Annotated in this window: 17 protein-coding genes and 1 pseudogene; 9 read left to right on the plus strand and 9 right to left on the minus strand. The window is 70.0% G+C overall.

All coding sequences use genetic code 11. The features are described 5' to 3' along the window. Positions 1-338: 338 nt before the first annotated feature. The 3 genes from EV684_RS16870 (at position 339) to EV684_RS16880 (ending at position 3332) form a co-directional block, all read left to right on the plus strand. On the plus strand, positions 339-1118 hold the full coding sequence (locus tag EV684_RS16870) for a hypothetical protein (RefSeq protein ID WP_132648461.1): 780 nt from the start codon (positions 339-341) through the stop codon (positions 1116-1118). A 101-nt stretch (positions 1119-1219) separates the two neighbouring features. After that, positions 1220-1816 (plus strand): hypothetical protein, encoded by a 597-nt coding sequence (locus EV684_RS16875; protein ID WP_132648462.1) that lies wholly within the window; start codon positions 1220-1222, stop codon positions 1814-1816. A gap of 613 nt (positions 1817-2429) precedes the next feature. Further along, positions 2430-3332: an amino acid ABC transporter substrate-binding protein gene (locus tag EV684_RS16880; protein ID WP_132648463.1), complete on the plus strand. Its 903-nt coding sequence runs from the start codon at positions 2430-2432 to the stop codon at positions 3330-3332. An 81-nt stretch (positions 3333-3413) separates the two neighbouring features. On the opposite strand, the gene EV684_RS16885 is transcribed toward EV684_RS16880, so the two are convergent. The 7 genes and pseudogenes from EV684_RS16885 to EV684_RS16910 all read right to left on the minus strand — a co-directional run bounded on the left by EV684_RS16885 (position 3414) and on the right by EV684_RS16910 (position 9763). Continuing rightward, the gene (locus EV684_RS16885) at positions 3414-4223 is read right to left on the minus strand and encodes a purine-nucleoside phosphorylase (RefSeq protein WP_132648464.1); all 810 of its coding nucleotides are present in this window, start codon (positions 4221-4223) and stop codon (positions 3414-3416) included. Continuing rightward, the gene (cdd, locus tag EV684_RS16890; RefSeq protein WP_132648465.1) at positions 4220-4645 is read right to left on the minus strand and encodes a cytidine deaminase; all 426 of its coding nucleotides are present in this window, start codon (positions 4643-4645) and stop codon (positions 4220-4222) included. The genes EV684_RS16885 and cdd overlap by 4 nt, the downstream gene beginning before the upstream one ends. Continuing rightward, on the minus strand, positions 4645-5613 hold the full coding sequence (locus EV684_RS16895) for an ABC transporter permease (RefSeq protein ID WP_132648466.1): 969 nt from the start codon (positions 5611-5613) through the stop codon (positions 4645-4647). Before EV684_RS16895 ends, cdd begins: the two co-directional genes overlap by 1 nt. Then, positions 5606-6706 (minus strand): ABC transporter permease, encoded by a 1101-nt coding sequence (locus EV684_RS16900; RefSeq protein ID WP_132648467.1) that lies wholly within the window; start codon positions 6704-6706, stop codon positions 5606-5608. Before EV684_RS16900 ends, EV684_RS16895 begins: the two co-directional genes overlap by 8 nt. Positions 6707-7256: 550 nt before the next feature. Further along, positions 7257-8135: an ATP-binding cassette domain-containing protein gene (locus tag EV684_RS24600; RefSeq protein WP_310733568.1), complete on the minus strand. Its 879-nt coding sequence runs from the start codon at positions 8133-8135 to the stop codon at positions 7257-7259. 141 nt (positions 8136-8276) lie between these two features. After that, positions 8277-8795 (minus strand): annotated as a pseudogene (locus EV684_RS24425) (ATP-binding cassette domain-containing protein); the annotation flags it as partial. Beyond that, complete coding sequence (locus EV684_RS16910; RefSeq protein WP_132648468.1) at positions 8795-9763, minus strand: BMP family lipoprotein; 969 nt, start codon at positions 9761-9763, stop codon at positions 8795-8797. The gene EV684_RS16910 and the pseudogene EV684_RS24425, both read right to left, overlap by 1 nt. A gap of 107 nt (positions 9764-9870) precedes the next feature. On the opposite strand from EV684_RS16910, the gene EV684_RS16915 reads away from it, so the two are divergent. Both EV684_RS16915 and EV684_RS16920 read left to right on the plus strand, forming a co-directional pair. Beyond that, positions 9871-10923 (plus strand): adenosine deaminase family protein, encoded by a 1053-nt coding sequence (locus EV684_RS16915; protein ID WP_132648469.1) that lies wholly within the window; start codon positions 9871-9873, stop codon positions 10921-10923. Positions 10924-11020: 97 nt separating this feature from the next. Beyond that, positions 11021-12049 (plus strand): SGNH/GDSL hydrolase family protein, encoded by a 1029-nt coding sequence (locus EV684_RS16920; RefSeq protein WP_132648470.1) that lies wholly within the window; start codon positions 11021-11023, stop codon positions 12047-12049. A 15-nt stretch (positions 12050-12064) separates the two neighbouring features. Here the strand turns inward: EV684_RS16920 and EV684_RS16925 are convergent, their stop codons facing one another. Both EV684_RS16925 and EV684_RS16930 read right to left on the minus strand, forming a co-directional pair. Beyond that, positions 12065-13027, minus strand: a complete 963-nt coding sequence (locus tag EV684_RS16925; protein WP_132648471.1) for a BMP family lipoprotein — start codon at positions 13025-13027, stop codon at positions 12065-12067. Positions 13028-13032: 5 nt separating this feature from the next. Continuing rightward, positions 13033-15246, minus strand: coding sequence for a TonB-dependent receptor (locus EV684_RS16930; protein WP_132648472.1), 2214 nt, complete (start codon positions 15244-15246; stop codon positions 13033-13035). 159 nt (positions 15247-15405) lie between these two features. Here EV684_RS16930 and EV684_RS16935 point away from each other — a divergent pair, with 159 nt between their 5' ends. From EV684_RS16935 to EV684_RS16950, 4 genes are read left to right on the plus strand one after another with little or no spacing between them, the layout of a single operon-like run. Next, entirely contained in the window at positions 15406-16674 is a 1269-nt protein-coding gene (locus EV684_RS16935) for a GTP cyclohydrolase II (RefSeq protein WP_132648473.1), read from the plus strand. Next, positions 16667-17911, plus strand: a complete 1245-nt coding sequence (locus tag EV684_RS16940; RefSeq protein WP_132648474.1) for a URC4/urg3 family protein — start codon at positions 16667-16669, stop codon at positions 17909-17911. Before EV684_RS16935 ends, EV684_RS16940 begins: the two co-directional genes overlap by 8 nt. Before the next feature lie 24 nt (positions 17912-17935). Next, positions 17936-18568, plus strand: a complete 633-nt coding sequence (upp, locus tag EV684_RS16945) for a uracil phosphoribosyltransferase (RefSeq protein ID WP_132648475.1) — start codon at positions 17936-17938, stop codon at positions 18566-18568. Between the two features lie 52 nt (positions 18569-18620). After that, positions 18621-19895 (plus strand): amidohydrolase family protein, encoded by a 1275-nt coding sequence (locus EV684_RS16950; protein ID WP_132648476.1) that lies wholly within the window; start codon positions 18621-18623, stop codon positions 19893-19895. Positions 19896-19898 lie beyond the last annotated feature (3 nt).

A 19898-nucleotide genomic window follows, 5' to 3' on the forward strand; every position in this document is an offset into this window, starting at 1 on the left:
TCATGTCCCCCGGCCCGGCTGCGCCGGGCCTCCTCCTAATACTTCCCTACACCGGCCACCCGACGTCCGCGGCAGGGCGGTGCGGGGCTGTGCGCCTTGCCCGGTTCCTCCCCTCGAAAGCGGGTGGCGAGCTTGGGGCGGTCAACGGGCGCGCTCAGAATGATCTGTAACCGGCGCCGCTTTCAGTGCGTCTGTTATCTGTGGGGCTGGCGACTCCCGCGGAAAACTCTGATGCGACAACAACTTGTACGTTCAGCGCTGCGCTCTGTTATGCGGGTGGTGGGCGTTATAAGAGGCGCGAGAGTGCCGTATACAACACGTTAGAAATCTTCATTCCCATGGCACAAGACACTGAGAAAAAAGAACCTGAAAAGAAGAGGCCCGATAACCGTTGGTGGGAGTTCTACTTTGTTCGCTACTTCGTCGGCACGGCTCTTGGGGCGATTGTTGTGCTTTTCCTTGCCTCCGCTAACAGCCCAGTTTTCGCCAGCCAAGGCGAATTGGCGACCATCCTAAAAACACTCAAACCCGAGAAATTTGAGTCGGGATACATCGCCGTGCTAGCAACAGTAGGCTTGGCATTCTGCTATGTCGCCAGTGCTCCTATTTTGGTGCTCCATGCTGTACGCGGCTCCCTTCTCAGGGTTCGTAGTAGCGCAAACTGGAAGTTAATCGCATTTTTGTCGGCGGCTGTAATTGCTATCTCTGGTGCGCAAGGTTATGTGCTTTGGTTGGCGCTAAGGATTAAAGGCAATCCTTGGGTTTCGCAAGATTTCTACGCCGGCACAGTTTTTTTGTTCTTGGTTTCCGTTATTTTTGTTGGGCAACTAGTTTTGCTCTGGCTCGCAATGTCCGGAAGAGAGCAACACGCTTTCGAGTACTATGACCAACTCGTGCAGCGTCGCGCATCAGCTAGCAATGCAGGGAACGAATACGTTGAGTCCTATCGCCATCTGAGGGAGCATGGAAACGCTTTTTTTATTGCTCTGCTTGAGTTGTTACTTGGTGCTGCGTTGTTCTACTCACCTGTGCCATGGGCCATAATACTCATGCTATGGATATTTCCTGCTGCTGGTGTGTGGTTCTTCGGAACGTTTCTGGAGAGTAGAAACTTCTAACATCTCAATCCACTGGACCGTCAAATAGCTACGCTTTCTGCCGCTTAGTTATTTCAAACGTGGGCTCGGTAGTTCACTGAACAACCACAAGATCACTATCTATGAATAAGGTTGCACTTAGACAGGCATGGGAGAGATTGCATAAGGCAGAGGCGGCTTTAACGGCAATTCGGGATGCAAACTCCATTCACCACATCGCCTCGGCTTGGTCAGACTTTCTCTCTGCAAGCGCCACGATATTCAGCAAGCTGGAGAAAGGATCTAAGGGTAACAATAGAGCGGAGCCTTGGTTCGGTAGGATAAAGAGTGAGCGCAAGACGGATGAATTGCTTCGCTATATTCATCACGCGAGAAATTCGGACGAGCACGGGATTGCAGAGGTCGTTCAAAAGTCTATGGGCTCTTGGGCAATCAAGGGCGATGTACACATCGAAAGGCTTGAAACCGATGAGCACGGCAATGTCAAGATCGGAAGAATCAGAGGGCTTAACCCTCAACGTCCACCGGAGTTAGTTGTTGTGCCTGCCGCGGTCAAGCTCTTGCCTGTGCACGACGATCGGTTCAATGACACCTTTGAACCTCCGACCTCTCATTTGGGAGCGCAGCTTGAGTCAGGATCGCTTCTTGAGGTTGCCGAAAAGGCCTATGTATATATGCATCGAATGCTTAAAGATGCGGGGCAGTTTTCGGATGGCTAGACTCGCCGCCAAATTTCAACTAACAAAACCATCAGGCTCTGCCAGCTCAACCCATTCCACTACGTTCCCCAGTCTAGCTGGGGGTTCAACGCGGACGCCGACATGGGCCATCGCTTCGCGATTCTGATGGCCCGTGTCGGCGCCCTCCGCACTTCGTGCTCCGGCGCCGGTTAACCAAGCGTTGGGCGTCATGAAGGTCACCTGCAATAAGTCCGATGCTGCTACTCGGCAGCTTGATGTGGCAATCGGTTTGTTGTTCACCGATGGCGACCCTTTAGCCGTGCGGACGCTAGCTGGATCGGCATCCGGCATTTTGGCCCCTTGTCGCGCCGCACATCCGCCTCGCCAGCCGGTCGTCGGGGCGTGTCCCGGAGTGAAGTATTAGGAGGAGGGCGGGCGCAGCCCGCCCGGGGGACATGAACGCAGGGACACGCCCCGGCGGCCGGCCCCCGCCGACGCCAGCGGACGTGCACCACAACGACGCAGCCCAGCCGAGCAATCGGTCACACCCCGCCGAACCGACAACGACACAGCACCCCCTGCTGGTCATGGGATAGACGCCGCCTGAGATTTACCATATCGCCCTCCCCGATCCCCCGAAAGACGGCCCCCCATGGCGTCCCTGCGTTTCGGCCGGCTGGCAGTCATCACGCTGCTGGCGGCCTGCGGTGTTGCGAGTGCCCAGACCGCGGGCGACACGATCAGCCGCATCAAGTCCACCAAGACCATCACCCTGGGCGTGCGCGAAGCGGCGCGGCCCTTCTCGTACCTCGACGAGAACAAGCGCCCGGTCGGCTACTCGGTCGACCTGTGCCTGGCCGCCGTCGAAGAGCTCAAGCGCGAGCTGAAGCTGCCCGAGCTGCAGGTCCAGTACAAGGTGGTCAGCGGCGCCGAGCGCATCCCCAAGCTGCTGGCGCGTGAGATCGACCTGGAGTGCGGCTCCACCACCAACACCAAGGCGCGGCAGGAGCAGGTGGCGTTCAGCTACACGATGTTCGTCGCCCAGATGCGCGTGCTGACGCCCAAGGACACGCCGGTCACGTCGCTGAAGGACCTGGACGGCCTGCCGCTGGCGCTGAGCAAGGGCACCACGTCCGAGAAGCTCTTCACCCGCCTGGCCGAGACCGAGGTGCAGCTCAAGCTGCAGGTCTTCCCGAACAACAACGAGGCCTACGCCGCGCTGAAGGCCGGCAAGGTGCGCGCCTTCGCGCAGGACGACTCGCTGCTGCAAGGCCTGGCCTCGGCCGACGGCTCGGCCGACAAGTTCCAGCTCAGCACGCTGGCGCTGTCGGTCGAACCTTATGGCGTCATGGTGCGCAAGGAAGACAAGGCGCTGCTCGCCACCGTCGACCGCACGCTGGGCCGCCTGTACGCCAGCGGCGAGGCCGACACGCTCTATCGCAAGTGGTTCGTCGGCGACAAGCTGGCCATCCGGATGAGCCGGATGACGCGCGACAGCATCGTGCGGCCCAACAAGGAAGCCGGGGTCGCGATGGTGCTGGGTTACCAGCTCTGAGGCGGGACGTGCAGCGCCGGAAGGCGCTGTGCGCCAGCCTCAGGCCCGAGCGCGATTTCACGCGCGAGGGCTGAAGCCGTTTCAGGCCGCCGCCAGCACCGGCAGCAGCGCCGCCAGCAGCCGCGCCGCGTCGGCTGCGCCGCCGCGCGCCACGGCCATCGTGTGCTCGTGGCTCAGCGTCTCGGCCGACAGGCCGGCGGCCATGTTGGTGAACATCGACAGCCCCAGCACGCGCAGCCCGGCGTGGCGCGCCAGGATGGTCTCGGGCACGGTGCTCATGCCCACCGCCTGCGCGCCCATCGCCGCCAGCATGCGGATCTCGGCCGGGGTCTCGAACTGCGGCCCCAGCACCCAGGCGTAGACGCCTTCGGGCAGCGTGATGCCCTGGCCTGCGGCCACCTGGCGCGCCAGCTCGCGCAGCGCCGGGTCGTAGGCGCGGCCCATGTCGACGAAACGGTCGTTGCCCGGCTCGCCGTGCAGCGGCGTGCGCTGCACGACGTTCAGGTGGTCGGCGATCAGCATCAGCGAGCCCGGCGGCATCGCCGCGTCCAGGCTGCCGGCGGCGTTGCTCAGCACCAGCGTGCGGCAGCCGGCGGCGGCCAGCGTGCGGATGGCGCCCTTCATGCCCGCCGCGTCGCCGTCTTCGTAGGCATGCTTGCGCCCGCGTAGCAGCCACACCGGCGTGCCGCCCACGCGCCCGGCGCGCAGCACGCCGGCGTGGCCGGCCACGCTCAGCCGCGGGAAGGCGGGCAGCTCGGCATACGGCACGTCGACCGGGTCGTCGACCAGCGCGGCGATGCCGTCCCAGCCGCTGCCCAGCACGACGGCGACGGCGGGCGCCGGGCCCAGCGCGGCCAGGCGCTGCACGCTGGCGGCGATGCTCTCGTTCATGGCGTGTTCTCCTGCAGATGGTCGGGCCCGAAGGCCGCGGGCAGCAGCGCGCCCAGCGTGTGGCGGGCGGTGATGCCGTGTTCGTCGGCGCTCCAGACGGGGCAGTCGTCGGCGGCGAACTCGCGCAGCTTCTGGCGGCAGCCGCCGCAGGGCGTCAGCGGCCGCGGCCCGGCGCCGGCGACGACGACCGCGCGCACGCGCCGGCCGCCGGCGGCCACCATCGCCGCCAGCGCCGAGGTCTCGGCGCACCAGCCCTGCGGGTAGGCGGCGTTCTCGACGTTGGCGCCGGCGTGCACACGGCCTTCGGCGTCCAGCAGCGCGGCGCCGACGGCAAAGCGCGAGTAGGGCGCGTAGGCGTTCAGGCGCACCGCACGCGCGGCGTCGACCAGGCGCTGCATCGTCTCGTCGTCGGGGGTGTGCATCAGCGCTCCTTCACGTAAGGCCGGCCCAGCGCCGCCGGCGCGCGCGAGCGGCCGATGAAGCCGGCCAGCAGCACCACCGTCAGCAGATAGGGCAGCGCCTGGATGGCCTGCACCGGCACCGTGCCGACCAGCGGCAGCTCGGCGCCCTGCAGCCGGATCGACACCGCGTCGAGAAACCCGAACAGCAGGCAGGCCGCCAGCGCGCCGGCCGGGTGCCACTTGCCGAAGATCATCGCCGCCAGCGCCATGTAGCCGCGGCCGGCGGTCATGTTCGGGATGAACGACGGGTTCTGCGCCAGCACCAGCGAGCAGCCGGCCAGCGCCGACAGCAGGCCGTTGAGCGCCAGCGCCTGGTAGCGCAGCCGCGCGACGCCGACACCGGCGGCGTCGACCATCGCCGGGTTCTCGCCGACGGCGCGCAGCCGCAGCCCGAAACGTGTGCGCCACAGCAGCCACCAGACGGCGGCCACCAGCGCCAGCGCGCCGTAGACCAGCGCCGTGTGGCCGAACAGCGCCAGCGCCAGCCCCGGGCCGATGCCGGGCAGCCGCGCCACCTGCTCGCCCAGCGCGCTGAACCACGGGCCCAGGCGCACCGTGTCGTCCAGCGGCGGCGTCTGCCCGCCCTGCTGAAACCAGGCCAGCCCGAGCACGACGGTGGCGCCGGCGGCGGTCATCGTGATCGCCATGCCGAACACGACCTGGTCGCCGCCGTGCGTGACGCAGGCGTAGCCCTGCAGCATCGACAAGGCCAGGCCGACGGCCAGCGCCACGGCCAGCGCCGCCGGCAGCGACTGCGTCACCGCGCCGGTGGTGGCGGCGGCGAAGGCGGTCGCGAGCATCTTGCCTTCGAGGCCCAGGTCGATGACGCCGGCCCGTTCGGACAGCAGCCCGGCCAGCGCGCACAGGATCAGCGGCACCGACACCCGCAGCGTGCTCGCCACCAGCGAGCCGATCGCCAGTTCATCCACGTGCCGGCCTCCCGAACAGCCGCGCCAGCGCCGGCGCGCCGATGCGCGACATCGCCCCGGCGAACAGCACCACCAGCCCCTGCAGCAGCACGACCATGTCTCGCGAGAAACCGGGCAGCTCGAAGGCCAGCTCGGCGCCGCCCTGGTACAGCGCGCCGAACAGCAGCGACGCGAGCACGATGCCCAGCGGGTGGTTGCGCCCGATCAGGCTGACGGCGATGCCGACGAAGCCGGCGCCGGCGACGAAGTCGGGGATCAGCCGGCCGTGCACGCCGGCGATCTCGTTGACCCCCACCAGCCCGGCCAGCGCACCCGAGATCGCCATCGCCAGCAGCACCGTGCGCTGGGGCGCGATGCCGGCATAACGCGCCGCCTCGGGGGCGAAGCCGACGGCGCGGATGGCGTAGCCGGCGCGCGTCTTCCACAGCAGCGCCCAGACGCCGACGGCGGCGGCCGCGGCGAGCAGCAGCGACAGGTTCAGCGGCGTCTTCGGCCACTCGACGCCGATCCAGCCCAGCGCCTCGTGCAGCCCCGGCAGGTGCGCCGAGTCGGCGAAGGCGGCGCTTTCGGGTGTCATGTTGCCGGGCTCCTTCAGCGGCCCGACGAGCAGCCAGCCCAGCAGCGCCGCGGCGACGAAGTTGAACATGATGGTCGTGATGACGACGTGGCTGCCGCGCCAGGCCTGCAGCGCGCCCGGCACCGCCGCCCAGGCGCAGCCGCCGGCGGCTGCGGCCACCACCATCAGCGGCAGCATCACCCAGGCCGGCAGCACGCTGGAGGCGGCCAGCGCCACCAGCCCGGCGCACAGCCCGCCCAGCATCGCCTGGCCTTCGCCGCCGATGTTGAACAGCCCGGCGTGATAGGCCACGGCCACCGACAGCCCGGTGAAGACGAAGGTCGTCGCGTAGTACAGCGTGTAGCCCCAGCCGATGCGGCTGCCGAAGGCGCCCTGCGCCAGCAGCTTCATCACCTGCAGCGGCTCGAAGCCCACCAGCGCCATCACGCCGCCGGCCACCAGCAGCGCCGCCGCCAGGTTCACCAGCGGCAGCACGGCGACGTCGACCCAGCGGGGGAGGTCGGGGGTGCGGGTCATGCAGTGGCTCCAGTCGACTGCCGCGCATTCATGCATCGGCGCGTCCGCAGGCCTTCGATGCCAGAGGACACGGCAAGACCGCCCGCCACCGCTGGCGCGAGAGCCGGCCGCCGGGGCGTGCCCCTGCGTTCATGTCCCCCGGGCGGGCAAGCCCGCCCTCCTCCTAATACTTCACTCCGGGACACGCCCCGACGCCCGGCTCCGACACGCTGTAGCGCGCGAACCGTGGGCACGCCACCACCGTGGTGGGCACGGCAGGGGGCCGCCGTTGGGGGCGACTTTCGCGGGTGAGCAGCGGAGGATTCGGGGTCGGCGCGCGCAGCGCGCATCGTGATCTGACTCGCGGCCGACTGTTTGAGCGGAGCGAACGAAGTGAGCGCAGCGAGTTGGGCCGCGCGACCCCGAATCCGAGCAGCGCAACGAAGCCGGCGCGCAGCGCCGGTCCGCGAGCCGGAGCCCCCGGCGGCGGCCCCCTGCCGTGCCTCGCGCCAATGCAGGCGAGCGATCCCTGCGCCCGCGCGCCGATGCCGGAGAACGACACCTACGAGCGTCACGAAGCTGCTCCCCCCATCAACCGCCCCAACACCGCCTCATTGCACTCCGACACCGGCAGCTCCCCGACGACCCGGCCGCCGGCCATCACCAGCACCCGATCCGCCAAGGCCAGGATCTCGTCGAGTTCGGAGGACACGACCAGCACCGCCGCGCCACCGTCGCGCAGCGCACGCAGGCGGCCGTGGATGAACTCGATGGCACCGATGTCGACGCCGCGCGTCGGCTGGCCGACGAGCAGCACCTTCGGGCCGCCCCAGGTCTCGCGCGCCAGGATCAGCTTCTGCTGGTTGCCGCCGCTGAAGCTGGACGAACGCAGCACCGGGTCGCGCGGGCGCACGTCGTAGCGTTCCATCATCGCCGCGCAGTCGGCGCGCATGCGGCCGCCGTCCAGCCAGCCGGCGCGTGCGTAGCCGGCCTCGTGGCCCAGCGCCGCCGACTCCCACATCGGGAAGGGCATCACCAGCCCGCGTGCGTGGCGGTCTTCGGGCACGTGGGCGAGTTTCAGCGTGTGCGCCGTCGCCGGGTCCAGCCAGCGCGCCGGCGTGAAGCGCCGGCCGCCGAGCGCCAGTTCGCCTTCCTGCGGCGCCTGCAGCCCGGCCAGCGCGTCCAGCAGCTCGCCCTGGCCGTTGCCGGCGACACCGGCCACGCCGACGATCTCGCCGGCACGCAGCGACAGCGACACGCCGTCCAGCCGCGGCACGCCCAGTGCGTCGCGCCAGCGCAGACCGTGTGCGGCCAGCAGTTCCTCGCCCGGCGCCGCGCCAGCGTCGACACCACGGCCCAGCTGCACGCGCCGCCCGACCATCGCCTCGGCCAGGCCGTCCAGCGTCATGCCGGCGATCGGGCCGTCCAGCACCACGCGGCCGGCGCGCATCACCGTCACCGCGTCGCACAGCGCCAGGATCTCCTTCAGCTTGTGCGTGATCAGCAGGATCGTCGTGCCGCGTTCTCGCAGCCGGCGCAGCGTGACGAAGAGCTGCTCGGTCTCCTGCGGTGTCAGCACCGCGGTCGGTTCGTCCAGGATCAAGCAGCGCGCGCCGCGCACCAGGGCCTTGAGGATCTCCAGCCGCTGGCGCTCGCCGACCGGCAGCTCGGCCACCGTCGTGTCCAGGCGCACCACGAGGCCGGTCTCGGCCATCAGCGCCTCGAGCCGCGTGCGCAGCGCGGCGCGCGCGCGGCCCAGCTGCCAGCCGTCTTCGGCGCCGAGCAGCACGTTGTCCAGCGCGCTCAGGCTGTCCACCAGCATGAAGTGCTGGTGCACCATGCCGATGCCCAGCGCGATCGCGTCGCGCGCGCTGCCGATCGTCACCTCGCGGCCGTCGACCTCGATCGTTCCCTAGTCGGCCGGGTGGAAGCCGTAGAGGATGGCCATCAGCGTGCTCTTGCCCGCGCCGTTCTCGCCGACGATGCCGTGCACGCGGCCCGGCGCCACCGTCAGGTCGACGCCGTCGTTGGCCTGCACCGCGCCGAAACGTTTGCGGATGCCGCGCAGGCGCACCGCGGCGCCGCGCGTCTCGGTCCCCGTCGTCGGCATCAGCGGCAGGCGTTGTTCGCCATGTAGTCGACGACCTTCAGCTTGCCGGCCACGATGTCGGCGCGCGCCTGCTCGAGCCTGGCCTTCATCGCCGGCGTCACCAGCCTGGCGTTGTGCTCGTCGATGGCGACGTCGACGCCGCCTTCCTTCAGCCCCAGCGCCGAGACACCCGGCTGCACGCCCTGGAAGGCCTTGTAGACCGCGACGTCCACGCGCTTGACCATCGACGTCAGCATCGTGCCGGGGTGCAGATGGTTCTGGTTGCTGTCGACGCCGATCGCCAGCTTGCCGGCGTCGCGTGCGGCCTGCAGGATGCCGACGCCGGTGGCGCCGGCCGCGGCGAAGACGACGTCGGCGCCCTGCGAGAACTGCGCGCGTGCGAGCTCGGCGCCGCGTGCCGGGTCGTTCCAGGCCGCCGGCGTCGTGCCGGTCATCGCCGCCAGCACCCTGGCCTTGGGGTCGGCGTGTTTCACGCCCTGCTCGTAGCCGCACTGGAACTTGCGGATCAGCGGCACGTCCATGCCGCCGACGAAACCGACGCTGCCGGTCTTGCTGGCCGTGGCCGCCATCAGGCCGACGAGGAAGCTGCCCTCGTGTTCCTTGAAGACGATGCTCTGCACGTTGGGCAGCGTGACGACGGCGTCGACGATGACGAAACGCTGCTGGGGGAAGTCGCGCGCCACCTTGTCGATCGCGCTGCCCTGCGCGAAGCCGATGCCGACGATGGGATCGGCGCCGCGTTCGGCCATGCGCCGCATCGCCTGCTCGCGCTGCGCCGGGTTGGTGACGACGAACTCCAGGTAGGGCTGGCCGGTCTCGCGTTTCCAGCGCTCGGCGCCTTCGTAGGCCGACTGGTTGAACGAGCGGTCGAACTTGCCGCCCATGTCGTAGACGACGGCCGGGGCGGCCCAGGCGGCCTGCACGGCGGCGACGCAGGCCGCGAGTGCGGCGAGGGTACGGAGCGGCATGGCGCGACGACGGTGGGGAATGGGGCGGTCAGGATACAAGACGTCCTGTAGCAAAAGCCGAGCCTCGCCGGGCCCAAAGCGGCACGGGGCTTGCTGAATCCGCCGTGATGCACGACCCCGACACCCCGCTGGCCCACGCGCTGCCCAAGGTGCTGCTGCACGAGCATCTGGACGGCGGCTTGCGTGTTGCCACCCTGCACGAGCTGCTGCAGCAGCGCGGCCTGCCGTCACCGGCGCCCGACGTCGCCGCGCTGGACGCCTGGTTCGACGCCAACGCGCACGCCGGCAGCCTGCCCAAGTACCTCGAAGGCTTCGCCTTGACGGTCGCGGCGATGGCCACGCCCGAGGCGCTGGCGCGTGTCGCCTACGAAGCCGCCGAGGACGCCCGCGCCGACGGTGCGCTGCTGGCCGAGTTCCGCGTCGCGCCGCTGCTGTTCGAGGCCCACGGCGTGGCCGGCGACGCCGCGGTCGAAGCCATCGTCGACGGCCTGAAGCGCAGCGCGCTGCCGTCGGGCCTGATCGTCTGCGCGATGCGCCAGCTGCCCGAGGTGCAGACCTTCCGCGCGCTGGAGCTGGCGCTGCGCTGGGCCGGCCGCGGCGTCGTCGGCTTCGACCTCGCCGGCCCCGAGCACGGCCACCCGCTGACCGACCACGCCGACGCGCTGGCCGCGGCACGCGCCGCCGGGCTGCCGCTGACGCTGCACGCCGGCGAGGCCGACGGCGCCGAACGGGTGCTCGAGGCGCTGCAGCTCGGTGCGCGCCGCGTCGGCCACGGCGTTCGCGTGGTCGATGTGCTGTCCGACCCGGCGCGCGTCGAGATGCTGGACCGCGTGCGCGACGCCGGGCTGCACCTGGAGGTCTGCCCGACCAGCAACGTGCACACCGGCGCCGCGCCGTCGGTGGCGGCGCACCCGATCACCGCGCTGTGGCGTGCCGGCGTGAGCCTGAGTTATCACACCGACAACCGGCTGATGTCCTGCCTGAGCCACTCGTCGGAAGCGGCGGCGCTGCTGCGCGAGACTTCGCTGGGCACCGCCGACCTGCTGGCGATGACGCTGCAGGCCGCGCGCCACTCCTTCCTGGGCGAGCCCGAGCGCGCGGCGGCCGAAACCGTGGTGCGCGCGCACGCGGCGGCGCTGGGCCATCCTCTGCCGGACTGATGCCCCCCTAGGTGGCGGCTTCGCGCCCGGCCCGGGCGCCGCTAGGCTGCGCCGCCCGCCGCAGGCGCTCTGCGGCCTTTCTTGCCTTCTCTCCCTCATGCGAGTCGCAGTTCTCGGCGCTTCGGTCAGCGCGCAGTCCGTCCACCACCAGACCCGGGCCGTCACCGGCTATGTCGAGGTGCTGCGGCGCGAGCTTGCCGGCACGCTGGGCATCGCCGAGCTGCGCGGCTTCACCTTCGCCGGCAACCGTCTGTCCGACGGCGGCCTGATCCAGGCCCAGGCGGTCGCGGCCTGGGCGCCCGACCTGTGCATCGTCGAGCCGCTGGTCGAGGACACCAGCCGGGGCCAGGCCGCCGACGAGCCGGAGGTCAGCTTCGTCTACGAGACGCTGCTCAAGGCCGGCGTCGCGCCGGTGGCGCTGTTCCTGGCCAACGCGCAGCACCCGACGCCCAACGCCATGCCCGGCTTCGCGCTGCACCAGCGTGTGTGCCAGCGCCTGGGTGTGCCGGTCGCCGCGCTGGATCTGCGCAAGGTGCCCGAGCGCGGCACGCTCTTCGAGGGCGTGCACACCACGCCGCCGGGGGCGCGCTACGTCGCCGGCGTGCTGGCCGATGCGCTGCGCCGCCAGACGCCCGGCTGGATGACCCGGCTGGTCGCCGAGCGGGCGCCCTCGGCGCCGCCGGCGGTGTCGGTGACGCGGCTGCCGGTGCCCGCGCGCACCGGCCTCACCCACCTCGTCCTGCGCTGCGAGCGCGAGGACGAGGGCGACCTCGGCGTGCGTGTCGTGCAGCCTCAGCGCATCGGCCCGCACTCGCCGGTGCTCGACCTGGCCTGGGAGATCGGCCCGCAGGGCGAGGCCGGCCGCGAGACGCAGCAGATCAGCGTCTGGGACCCGTACTGCCACTACGAGCGCAGTTCCTACGTCGTGCTCTGCCCGCGCCGGCCGCTCGTCGGCCGCGAGGCGGTGCTGACGATCACGCGCTCGCAGGCCTCGCCCGACTACGCACGCTGCCGCCGCCCGGTCGAGGCCTGGCCGGCGCCGCAGGAGCGCACGCTGCGGCCCACCGGCGACCTGTACCTGGTCTCGCGCGGCGGCGTCCGGGTGAGCCTGCTGGACTACCGCTAGCCGGCGCCCGCCGCCTCAGCGGCAGGCGTTGGCCGCGGTGTAGTCGATGACCTTCAGCCGGCCGGCGACGATGTCGGCCTTGGCCTGGTCGACCCGGGCCTTCATCGCCGGCGTGATCAGCTTCGCGTTGTATTCGTCGAGCGCGTAGTCGACGCCGCCTTCCTTGAGCCCCAGCACCGTCACGCCCGGCTGCACGCCCTTGAAGGCCTGGTAGACCGCCAGGTCCACGCGTTTGACCATCGAGGTCAGCATCGTGCCCGGGTGCAGGTGGTTCTGGTTGCTGTCGACGCCGATGGCGTAGATGCCGGCGTCCTTGGCCGCCTGCATGATGCCGAAGCCGGTGGTGCCGGCGGCGCTGAAGACGACGTCCACGCCCTGGGCGATCTGGGCCTTGGTCAGCTCGGCGCCGCGCGGCGGGTCGGTCCAGGCGGCGTTGGTGGTGCCGGTCATCGCCGACAGCAGCTGCACCTTGGGGTTGGCGTACTTCGCGCCCTGCTCGTAGCCGCAGAGGAACTTGCGCACCAGCGGGATGTCCTGGCCGCCGACGAAACCGACCTTGCCCGACTTGCTGGCCATCGCCGCCAGCATGCCGACGAGGAAACTGCCCTCGTGCTCGCGGTAGACGAAGCTCTGCACGTTGGGCAGCTTGATGACCATGTCGACGATCGCGAAGCGCTGCTTCGGGAAGTCGCGCGCCACCTTCTCGATCGCCGAGGCCTGCGGGAAGCCGATGCCGACCACCGGGTCGGCGCCGCGTTCGGCAAAACGCCGCGCAGCCTGCTCGCGCTGCGCGGCGTTGGCGATCTCGAACTCGAGATACGGCTTGCCGGTCTCCTTCTGCCACTGTTGCGCGCCCCGCCAGGCCGCCTCGCCGAAGGACTTGTCGTTCTTGGCGCCGAGTTCGTAGATCACCGCCGGCTGGGCGCCGGCGGTGGCCGCCGCCGCGAGCGTCGCGGCGGCCAGGAGGACACGTTTCATCGTCGTCAGAAGCTGGCCTTGAACTGCACCCCGTAGGTCCGCGGGTCGTTGATGAAGCCGGTGAGGTTGTTGAAGTCGATGCCGCCGACGACCCGGACCTGGTCCGTCAGGTTGCGCACGAAAGCCGCCGCATCGTACTTCCCGTTGCCCCAGACGTAGCCGATGCGCAGGCCGCCTTCGAGCAGCGACTTGCCGGTGAACTCGGTGGAGTCGTAGAGGAAGAAGTTGACCTCGCTGCGGTAGGCCCAGTCGGTCAGCACGTAGACGTCGCCGGCGGCCAGCGGCTGGGTGTACTTGAGCGTGAAGTTGACGGTGCGCTTGGGCGCCTGCGGCAGCGGGTTGCCGTCGATCAGCGCCTTGCCGTCGGCGTTCAGCGGGTCGGTCACCGTGCACTGCGCGCAGACCGAGACCGCCAGGTCCTTGTCCTGGATCTTCGTCAGGTTGTAGCCCATGCCCAGCGTGGCCAGCAGGTTCTCGCTCAGGTAGGCCTGCAGGTCCAGCTCGAAGCCCTGGCCGGTGGCCTTGTCGGCGTTGAGCAGGATGTTGGAGTTGGCCGCGCCGCCCACCGCGGTGAGCTGCTGGTCCTTCACCGTGTAGCGGAAGACGTTGAAGGCCACGCGCGCGCGGCGCTCGAACAGGTCGGCCTTCACGCCGGCCTCGAACGAGGTGTTGGTCTCGGGCTTGGCGATCGACTGGCCGTTGAAGGCGCCGGCGCCCTGCACGCTGCTGGCGCGGAAACCGGTGGCGGCGCGCGCGTACAGGTTGACGTCCTTCGACAGCGCGTAGGTCGCGCTCAGGTCCCAGTTGATCTTGTTGTCGTGCGTCGTGGCGCTGATCGAGTCCAGCGTGTCCAGGCCGCCGGAGTACTCGAGGATGTCGAAGTCCTTCTTGTCGCGTGTGTAGCGCAGGCCGGCGCGCAGCGAGAGCGCCGGCGTCGCCTGCCAGGTGGTGGCGCCGAACACGGCCCAGGCGTCGTTCTTCTGGCGCGAACGTTCGTACGAGCTTTGCGGGTTGCCGGCGGCGAGCGAGTCGTAGCCGAAGCTCTCGAAGTCGAAGTTCTCGTGGAACAGGAAGACGCCGGCCTGCCAGCCCAGCGGCGCCTTGCCGGTGGACTCGACGCGGAACTCCTGCGTCCACTGCTCGTGCGTCGGGATGCCGTCGGCGGTCTCCGACGGGAAGAAGATGACGCCCGGGCCGGTGGGCGTGCCGCCGTCGATGTCGCCGCGGCTGTAGGTCTTGACGGTCTCGTAGCCGGTCACCGAGTACAGCGCCACCGGGCCCAGATCCCAGCGCAAGCGGGCGCTGCCGCCGTAGTTCTGCAGCTCGGAGCGGTTGACGCCGTCGATGAAGATCTTGTCGGGGTCGAAGCCGTCGACGAGGTCGTTGCTGCCGGCCTTGATGATGTTGGCGCGGAACAGCCGCGCCGAGCCGTCGAAGTCGCGTGCGTGCAGGTTGAACAGCGCGCCGAAGTCCTTCGTCGGCTGCGTCTTCCACTGCAGGCGCAGGGCGCTGTCGCGGTAGCCCTCCAGGTCCTGCGTCGGGCCGTCGGGGTTGGCGTTCTCGACCCAGTCGCTGCGCGTCTGGTTCAGCGCCGACACGCGCAGCGCCGAGGTGTCGGAGGTCGGCACGTTGAGCGCGCCTTCGAGGTTGACGGTGTTGTAGGTGCCGTAGGACAGGCTGCCGTAACCCTCGAAGCGCTGGGTCGGCGCCACCGAGTCGAACTTGACGACGCCGGCCGGCGTGTTGCGCCCGAACAGCGAGCCCTGCGGGCCGCGCAGCACCTCGATGCGCTCCAGGTCGAAGGCCGGGAAGCCCTTGAGGATGGCGTTCTCCTGCACGACGTCGTCGTAGACCAGCGAGACCGGCTGCGAGGCGTTGAGGCGGAAGTCGGTGTTGCCGTAGCCGCGGATGTAGAAGCGCGGGAAGGCGCGCCCGAAGGAGGACTCGATGTTCAGGCTGGGCACACGCGCCGACAGCATGCGGATGTCCTGGCCGCTGGTGTTGAGCACCTCCAGCGTCTCGCCCTGCAGCACGCTGACCGAGTTGGGCACCTCCTGGATGTTCTCGAGCCGGCGTTCGGCGGTGATGTTGATCGTCTGCAGCTTGCCGGCTTCGGCGTCGGTTCCGTCGGCGGACTGTGCGGATGCACCGAGGTGAAGCGCTGCGATCGCGGCGGCTGCGACGGCGTGGTGCGCCGGCAGGCGCGGGGTTCGGGCCATGGGATCCTCCTGGTGTGATGTGGGCTCGCGGCGCTGCTGCGCAATCGGCGTGCCACTGGGCACGTTGCTTGCGCAGCGCTCCCTCAAGCAGGCGGGGAAACCCGCAGGCACCCGGCGGACGCGGTGTTTATCGTGGGCCGCCCGTCCACGAGGAACGTGATGCCCGCCGAGTCCGTCTCGCCGCCGCCCCAGCGGCACATCCGCCTGACCTCCCACCCGGGCCAGGGCCCGGCCGGCGCGCCGGCCATCCGCTGGGGCGCGGCCGATGCGCTGGAACGCGGGCCGCTCGTCGGCACCACCACGCAGCGCGGCCAGCGCAACGTCATCGGCACGCACAGCGGCAGCTACGGCGTCTACCGCGCGCTGGCCGTGGCCGCCGGCAACCTGCCGCGCGGCCATCGCGCCGACCTGACGAACACCTCGCCGACCGACCCCATCGGCCCGTACCCGCAGTGGAGCGACGCACGCCGCATCGTCTCGCTCGACCCCTGGGGCGCCAGCGTGCAGCAGGTCTACGCCGGCCACCTGGCGCAGGGCTACGACATCCGGCCGACGATCGCCGTGACCAAGGCGCGGGTGCACCTGCCGGAGATCAAACAGGCCATCGCCTTCCAGCGCCTGGCGGTCGACGGGCGTTTCCTGCTGGCCGACGCCAGCGCCGCGGTGACCAAGATCGCGATCGAGCCGGTCTGGTGGCTGCCCGGCGTGGCCGAGCGTTTCGGCGTCGCCGAGGCCGAGCTGCGCCGCGTGCTGTTCGAGGAGACCGGCGGCATGTACCCGGAGCTCGTCACGCGCAGCGACCTGGAGGTCTTCCTGCCGCCGATCGGCGGCCAGACGCTGTACGTCTTCGGCGACGTGCACGACCTCGCCAAGCCCGAGGTGACGCTGACCGCGCGGGTGCACGACGAGTGCAACGGCTCGGACGTCTTCGGCTCGGACATCTGCACCTGCCGGCCCTATCTGACGCACGCCATCGAGGAGTGCATCCAGGGCGCGCAGGCCGGAGGCGTCGGCCTCATCGCCTACAGCCGCAAGGAGGGCCGGGCGCTGGGCGAGGTGACCAAGTTCCTGGTCTACAACGCGCGCAAGCGCCAGGAAGGCGGCGACCGCGCGGACAAGTACTTCCTGCGCACCGAGTGTGTCGCCGGCGTGCAGGACATGCGCTTCCAGGAGCTGATGCCCGACGTGCTGCACTGGCTGGGCATCCGCAGGATCCACCGCCTGGTCAGCATGAGCAACGACAAGTACGACGCGATCACCGGCAGCGGCATCGAGGTCGGCGAACGCGTGAAGATCCCCGACGCGCTGGTGCCCGCCGACGCCCGGGTCGAGATCGAGGCCAAGATTGCCGCCGGCTATTTCACGCCCGACGGCCGGCTGCCGAGCGAAGACGACCTGGCGCAGGTGAAGGGACGCAGCCTTGAATGACGCGCTGGCGGTGCTGCGCGACCCGGCGACGATCCGCCTGCGATCGGCGGCCATCACGCAGGCGGTGGCCGACGGGCGCTCGGGCTGGTTCCGGCTCGACCGTTCGCGGCTGGACGAGGTGGCCGAACGTGTCGCCACGCTGACGCACGAACGTTTCCCCGACGGCCGCATCCCCTTTCACAGCCGCTGGCGGCATTTCGAGGCCGGCGGCGTGAACCGCCGGGCGCTGCTCGACGAACGCCTGGGCCGTGCGACGCCGGCCGAACGCGCCCGGGCCTACTTCGACGTCGCCGTCGTCAGCGTGCTGCTCGACGCCGGGGCCGGCGGCGCCTGGCGCTTTCGCGAAGGCGAGGGCGACGAGGCGGCCAGCTTCACGCGCTCGGAAGGCCTGGGCGTCGCCAGCTTCCGCGGTTTCCTCGCCGGCGCCTTCGCCTTCGAGAGCGCCGAGCCGCTGCGTGCCGACGCCGCGGCGCTGCGCCGGCTGGACGCCCGTTCGCTGGCCGAGCTCTTCCAGGTGACGGCCGACAACCCGATGGTCGGCCTCGAAGGCCGCGCCGCGCTGCTGGGGCGGTTGGGCACCGTGCTGATGGCCGAGAGCGGGCGCAGCGGCCACGAGTCGCGGCCGGGGCTGATGTTCGACCTGCTGACCGCCGGCGGGCGCAGCGAGGTGACGGCGGCCGAGATCCTCGGCGTGCTGCTGCGTGTGATGGCGCCGATCTGGACCAGCGGCAGCGTCGTCGCCGGCCAGCGCGCCGGCGACGTCTGGCCGCACCGTTTCGCCGGCAGCGCCGCGCCCGGCGGCGTCGTCGACCCGCGCACGCCCGGCTGGGTGCCGTTCCACAAGCTCAGCCAGTGGCTGGCGTACTCGCTGATCGAGCCGCTGCAGTGGTGCGGCGTGCAGGTCCGCGGGCTGGACGCGCTGACCGGCCTGCCCGAGTACCGCAACGGCGGCCTGCTGCTCGACGCCGGCGTGCTGCTGGCGCGCAACCCGCGCGACCTGATGCGGCGCTGGAAGCCCGCCGACGAGTTCATCGTCGAGTGGCGCGCGCTGACCGTGACCCTGCTCGACGAAGTCGCCGAGCGCGTGCGTGCACGCCTGGGCCTGAGCGCCGAAGAGCTGCCGCTGGCCTGCGTGCTCGAAGGCGGCAGCTGGGCCGCCGGCCGCCAGATCGCGCGCGAACGCCGCGCCGACGGCGCCCCGCCGGTCGACATCGACAGCGACGGCACGATCTTCTGACCCCCAAACCCCGGAAACGCCCGCATGACGCCCGTCGTCCACCACGTCACGCACCCGCTGGTGCAGCACAAGCTGACGCTGATGCGCCAGAAGGACCGCAGCACGAACAGCTTCCGCCGCCTGCTGCACGAGCTGTCGATGCTGATGGCCTACGAGGTCACGCGCGAGATGCCGACCTCGATGATCGAGATCGAGACGCCGCTGGCGACGATGCGCTCGCCGGTCATCGACGGCAAGAAGACGGTCTTCGTCGTCGTGATGCGCGCCGGCGACGGTTTCCTCGACGGCATGCTCGAGGTCGTGCCCGGCGCACGCGTCGGCCACATCGGCCTGTACCGCGACCCGAAGACGCTGGTCGCCGTCGAGTACTACTTCAAGATGCCGCAGGACATGCACGAGCGCGACGCCATCGTGCTCGACCCGATGCTGGCCACCGGCAACTCGGCGGTGGCCGCGGTCGACCGGCTGAAGGAGACGCGGCCGAAGTCGATCCGCTTCGTCTGCCTGCTGGCGGCACCCGAGGGCCTGCGCCACTTCCAGGCGCACCACCCCGACGTGCCGGTCTACACCGCGGCCATCGACGAGCGCCTGGACGAACACGGCTACATCCTGCCCGGGCTGGGCGACGCCGGCGACCGCATCTTCGGCACCAAGTAGCGCCTGCCCGCGCCGTATGCTCGGCGGCGTTCCCCCCCTCGCCGACCTCTTCATGCTCGTTCGCAACATCACCCTGCCCGACGGCCGCAGCGGCCTGGACCTGCTGGTCCAGGACGGCCGCATCGCCGCCCTCGGCCCCGCGCTCTCCGCGCCCGAAGGCACGCCGGTCGTCGACGGCGGCGGCTGGCTCGTCAGCCCGCCTTTCGTCGACGCGCACTTCCACATGGACGCGACGCTCAGCTACGGGCTGCCGCGCATCAACGCCAGCGGCACGCTGCTCGAAGGCATCGCGCTGTGGGGCGAGCTCAAACCGCTGCTGACGCAGGAGGCGCTGGTCGAACGGGCGCTGCAGTACTGCGACTGGGCGGTGGCGCGCGGCCTGCTGGCGATCCGCAGCCACGTCGACGTCTGCGACCCGCGGCTGCTGGCCGTCGAGGCGCTGCTGGAGGTGAAGAAGCGCGTCGCGCCCTATCTGGACCTGCAGCTCGTCGCCTTCCCGCAGGACGGCGTGCTGCGTTCGCCGGGTGCACTCGCCAACCTGGAGCGTGCGCTGGACCTGGGTGTCGACGTCGTCGGCGGCATTCCGCACTTCGAACGCACGATGGCGGACGGGGCGGCGAGCGTGAAGCTGCTGTGCGAGATCGCCGCGCGCCGCGGCCTGCGTGTGGACATGCACTGCGACGAGAGCGACGACCCGCTGTCGCGCCATGTCGAGACGCTGGCTTACGAGACCCAGCGCCTGGGCCTGCAGGGCCGCGTCACCGGCTCGCACCTGACGTCGATGCACTCGATGGACAACTACTACGTCAGCAAGCTGCTGCCGCTGATGGCCGAGGCCGGGCTGCACGCGGTGGCCAACCCGCTGATCAACATCACGCTGCAGGGCCGCCACGACAGCTATCCGAAGCGCCGCGGCATGACGCGGGTGCCCGAGCTGCTGGCGGCCGGCGTCAACGTCGGCTTCGGCCACGACTGCGTGCTCGACCCCTGGTATTCGCTCGGCTCGGGCGACATGCTGGACGTGGCGGCGATGGGGCTGCACGTCGCGCAGATGACCTCACAGGCCGGCATGCGCCAGTGCTTCGACGCGGTGACGGTGAACAACGCGCGCATCCTGGGGCTGGAGGGCTACGGCCTGGAGCCCGGCTGCCGCGCCGACTTCGTGCTGCTGCAGGCGCGTTCGCCCGCCGAGGCGATCCGGCTGCGCGCCCAGCGCCTGCTGGTGGTGCGTGGCGGCCGGGTGCTGTCGCGCATGGCGCCGGCCAGCGCCGAGCTGTCGCTGCCGGGGCGGCCCGTGACCGTGGATTTCACGCTACAACGTTCCTAGGGG

It is taken from the genome of Rubrivivax gelatinosus, assembly GCF_004340905.1.
Classification (GTDB): Bacteria; Pseudomonadota; Gammaproteobacteria; order Burkholderiales; family Burkholderiaceae_C; genus Rubrivivax; species Rubrivivax gelatinosus.

Excerpts from the sequence above, each read along its gene's own strand:
- EV684_RS16870 (WP_132648461.1), top strand. The coding sequence starts at position 339 with ATGGCACAAGACACTGAGAAAAAAGAACCTGAAAAGAAGAGGCCCGAT.
- EV684_RS16875 (WP_132648462.1), top strand. The coding sequence starts at position 1,220 with ATGAATAAGGTTGCACTTAGACAGGCATGGGAGAGATTGCATAAGGCA.
- EV684_RS16880 (WP_132648463.1), top strand. The coding sequence starts at position 2,430 with ATGGCGTCCCTGCGTTTCGGCCGGCTGGCAGTCATCACGCTGCTGGCG.
- EV684_RS16885 (WP_132648464.1), bottom strand. The coding sequence starts at position 4,223 with ATGAACGAGAGCATCGCCGCCAGCGTGCAGCGCCTGGCCGCGCTGGGC.
- cdd (WP_132648465.1), bottom strand. The coding sequence starts at position 4,645 with ATGCACACCCCCGACGACGAGACGATGCAGCGCCTGGTCGACGCCGCG.
- EV684_RS16900 (WP_132648467.1), bottom strand. The coding sequence starts at position 6,706 with ATGACCCGCACCCCCGACCTCCCCCGCTGGGTCGACGTCGCCGTGCTG.
- EV684_RS24600 (WP_310733568.1), bottom strand. The coding sequence starts at position 8,135 with ATGCGCGCCGGCCGCGTGGTGCTGGACGGCCCGATCGCCGGCATGACG.
- EV684_RS16910 (WP_132648468.1), bottom strand. The coding sequence starts at position 9,763 with ATGCCGCTCCGTACCCTCGCCGCACTCGCGGCCTGCGTCGCCGCCGTG.
- EV684_RS16915 (WP_132648469.1), top strand. The coding sequence starts at position 9,871 with ATGCACGACCCCGACACCCCGCTGGCCCACGCGCTGCCCAAGGTGCTG.
- EV684_RS16920 (WP_132648470.1), top strand. The coding sequence starts at position 11,021 with ATGCGAGTCGCAGTTCTCGGCGCTTCGGTCAGCGCGCAGTCCGTCCAC.
- EV684_RS16925 (WP_132648471.1), bottom strand. The coding sequence starts at position 13,027 with ATGAAACGTGTCCTCCTGGCCGCCGCGACGCTCGCGGCGGCGGCCACC.
- EV684_RS16930 (WP_132648472.1), bottom strand. The coding sequence starts at position 15,246 with ATGGCCCGAACCCCGCGCCTGCCGGCGCACCACGCCGTCGCAGCCGCC.
- EV684_RS16935 (WP_132648473.1), top strand. The coding sequence starts at position 15,406 with ATGCCCGCCGAGTCCGTCTCGCCGCCGCCCCAGCGGCACATCCGCCTG.
- upp (WP_132648475.1), top strand. The coding sequence starts at position 17,936 with ATGACGCCCGTCGTCCACCACGTCACGCACCCGCTGGTGCAGCACAAG.
- EV684_RS16950 (WP_132648476.1), top strand. The coding sequence starts at position 18,621 with ATGCTCGTTCGCAACATCACCCTGCCCGACGGCCGCAGCGGCCTGGAC.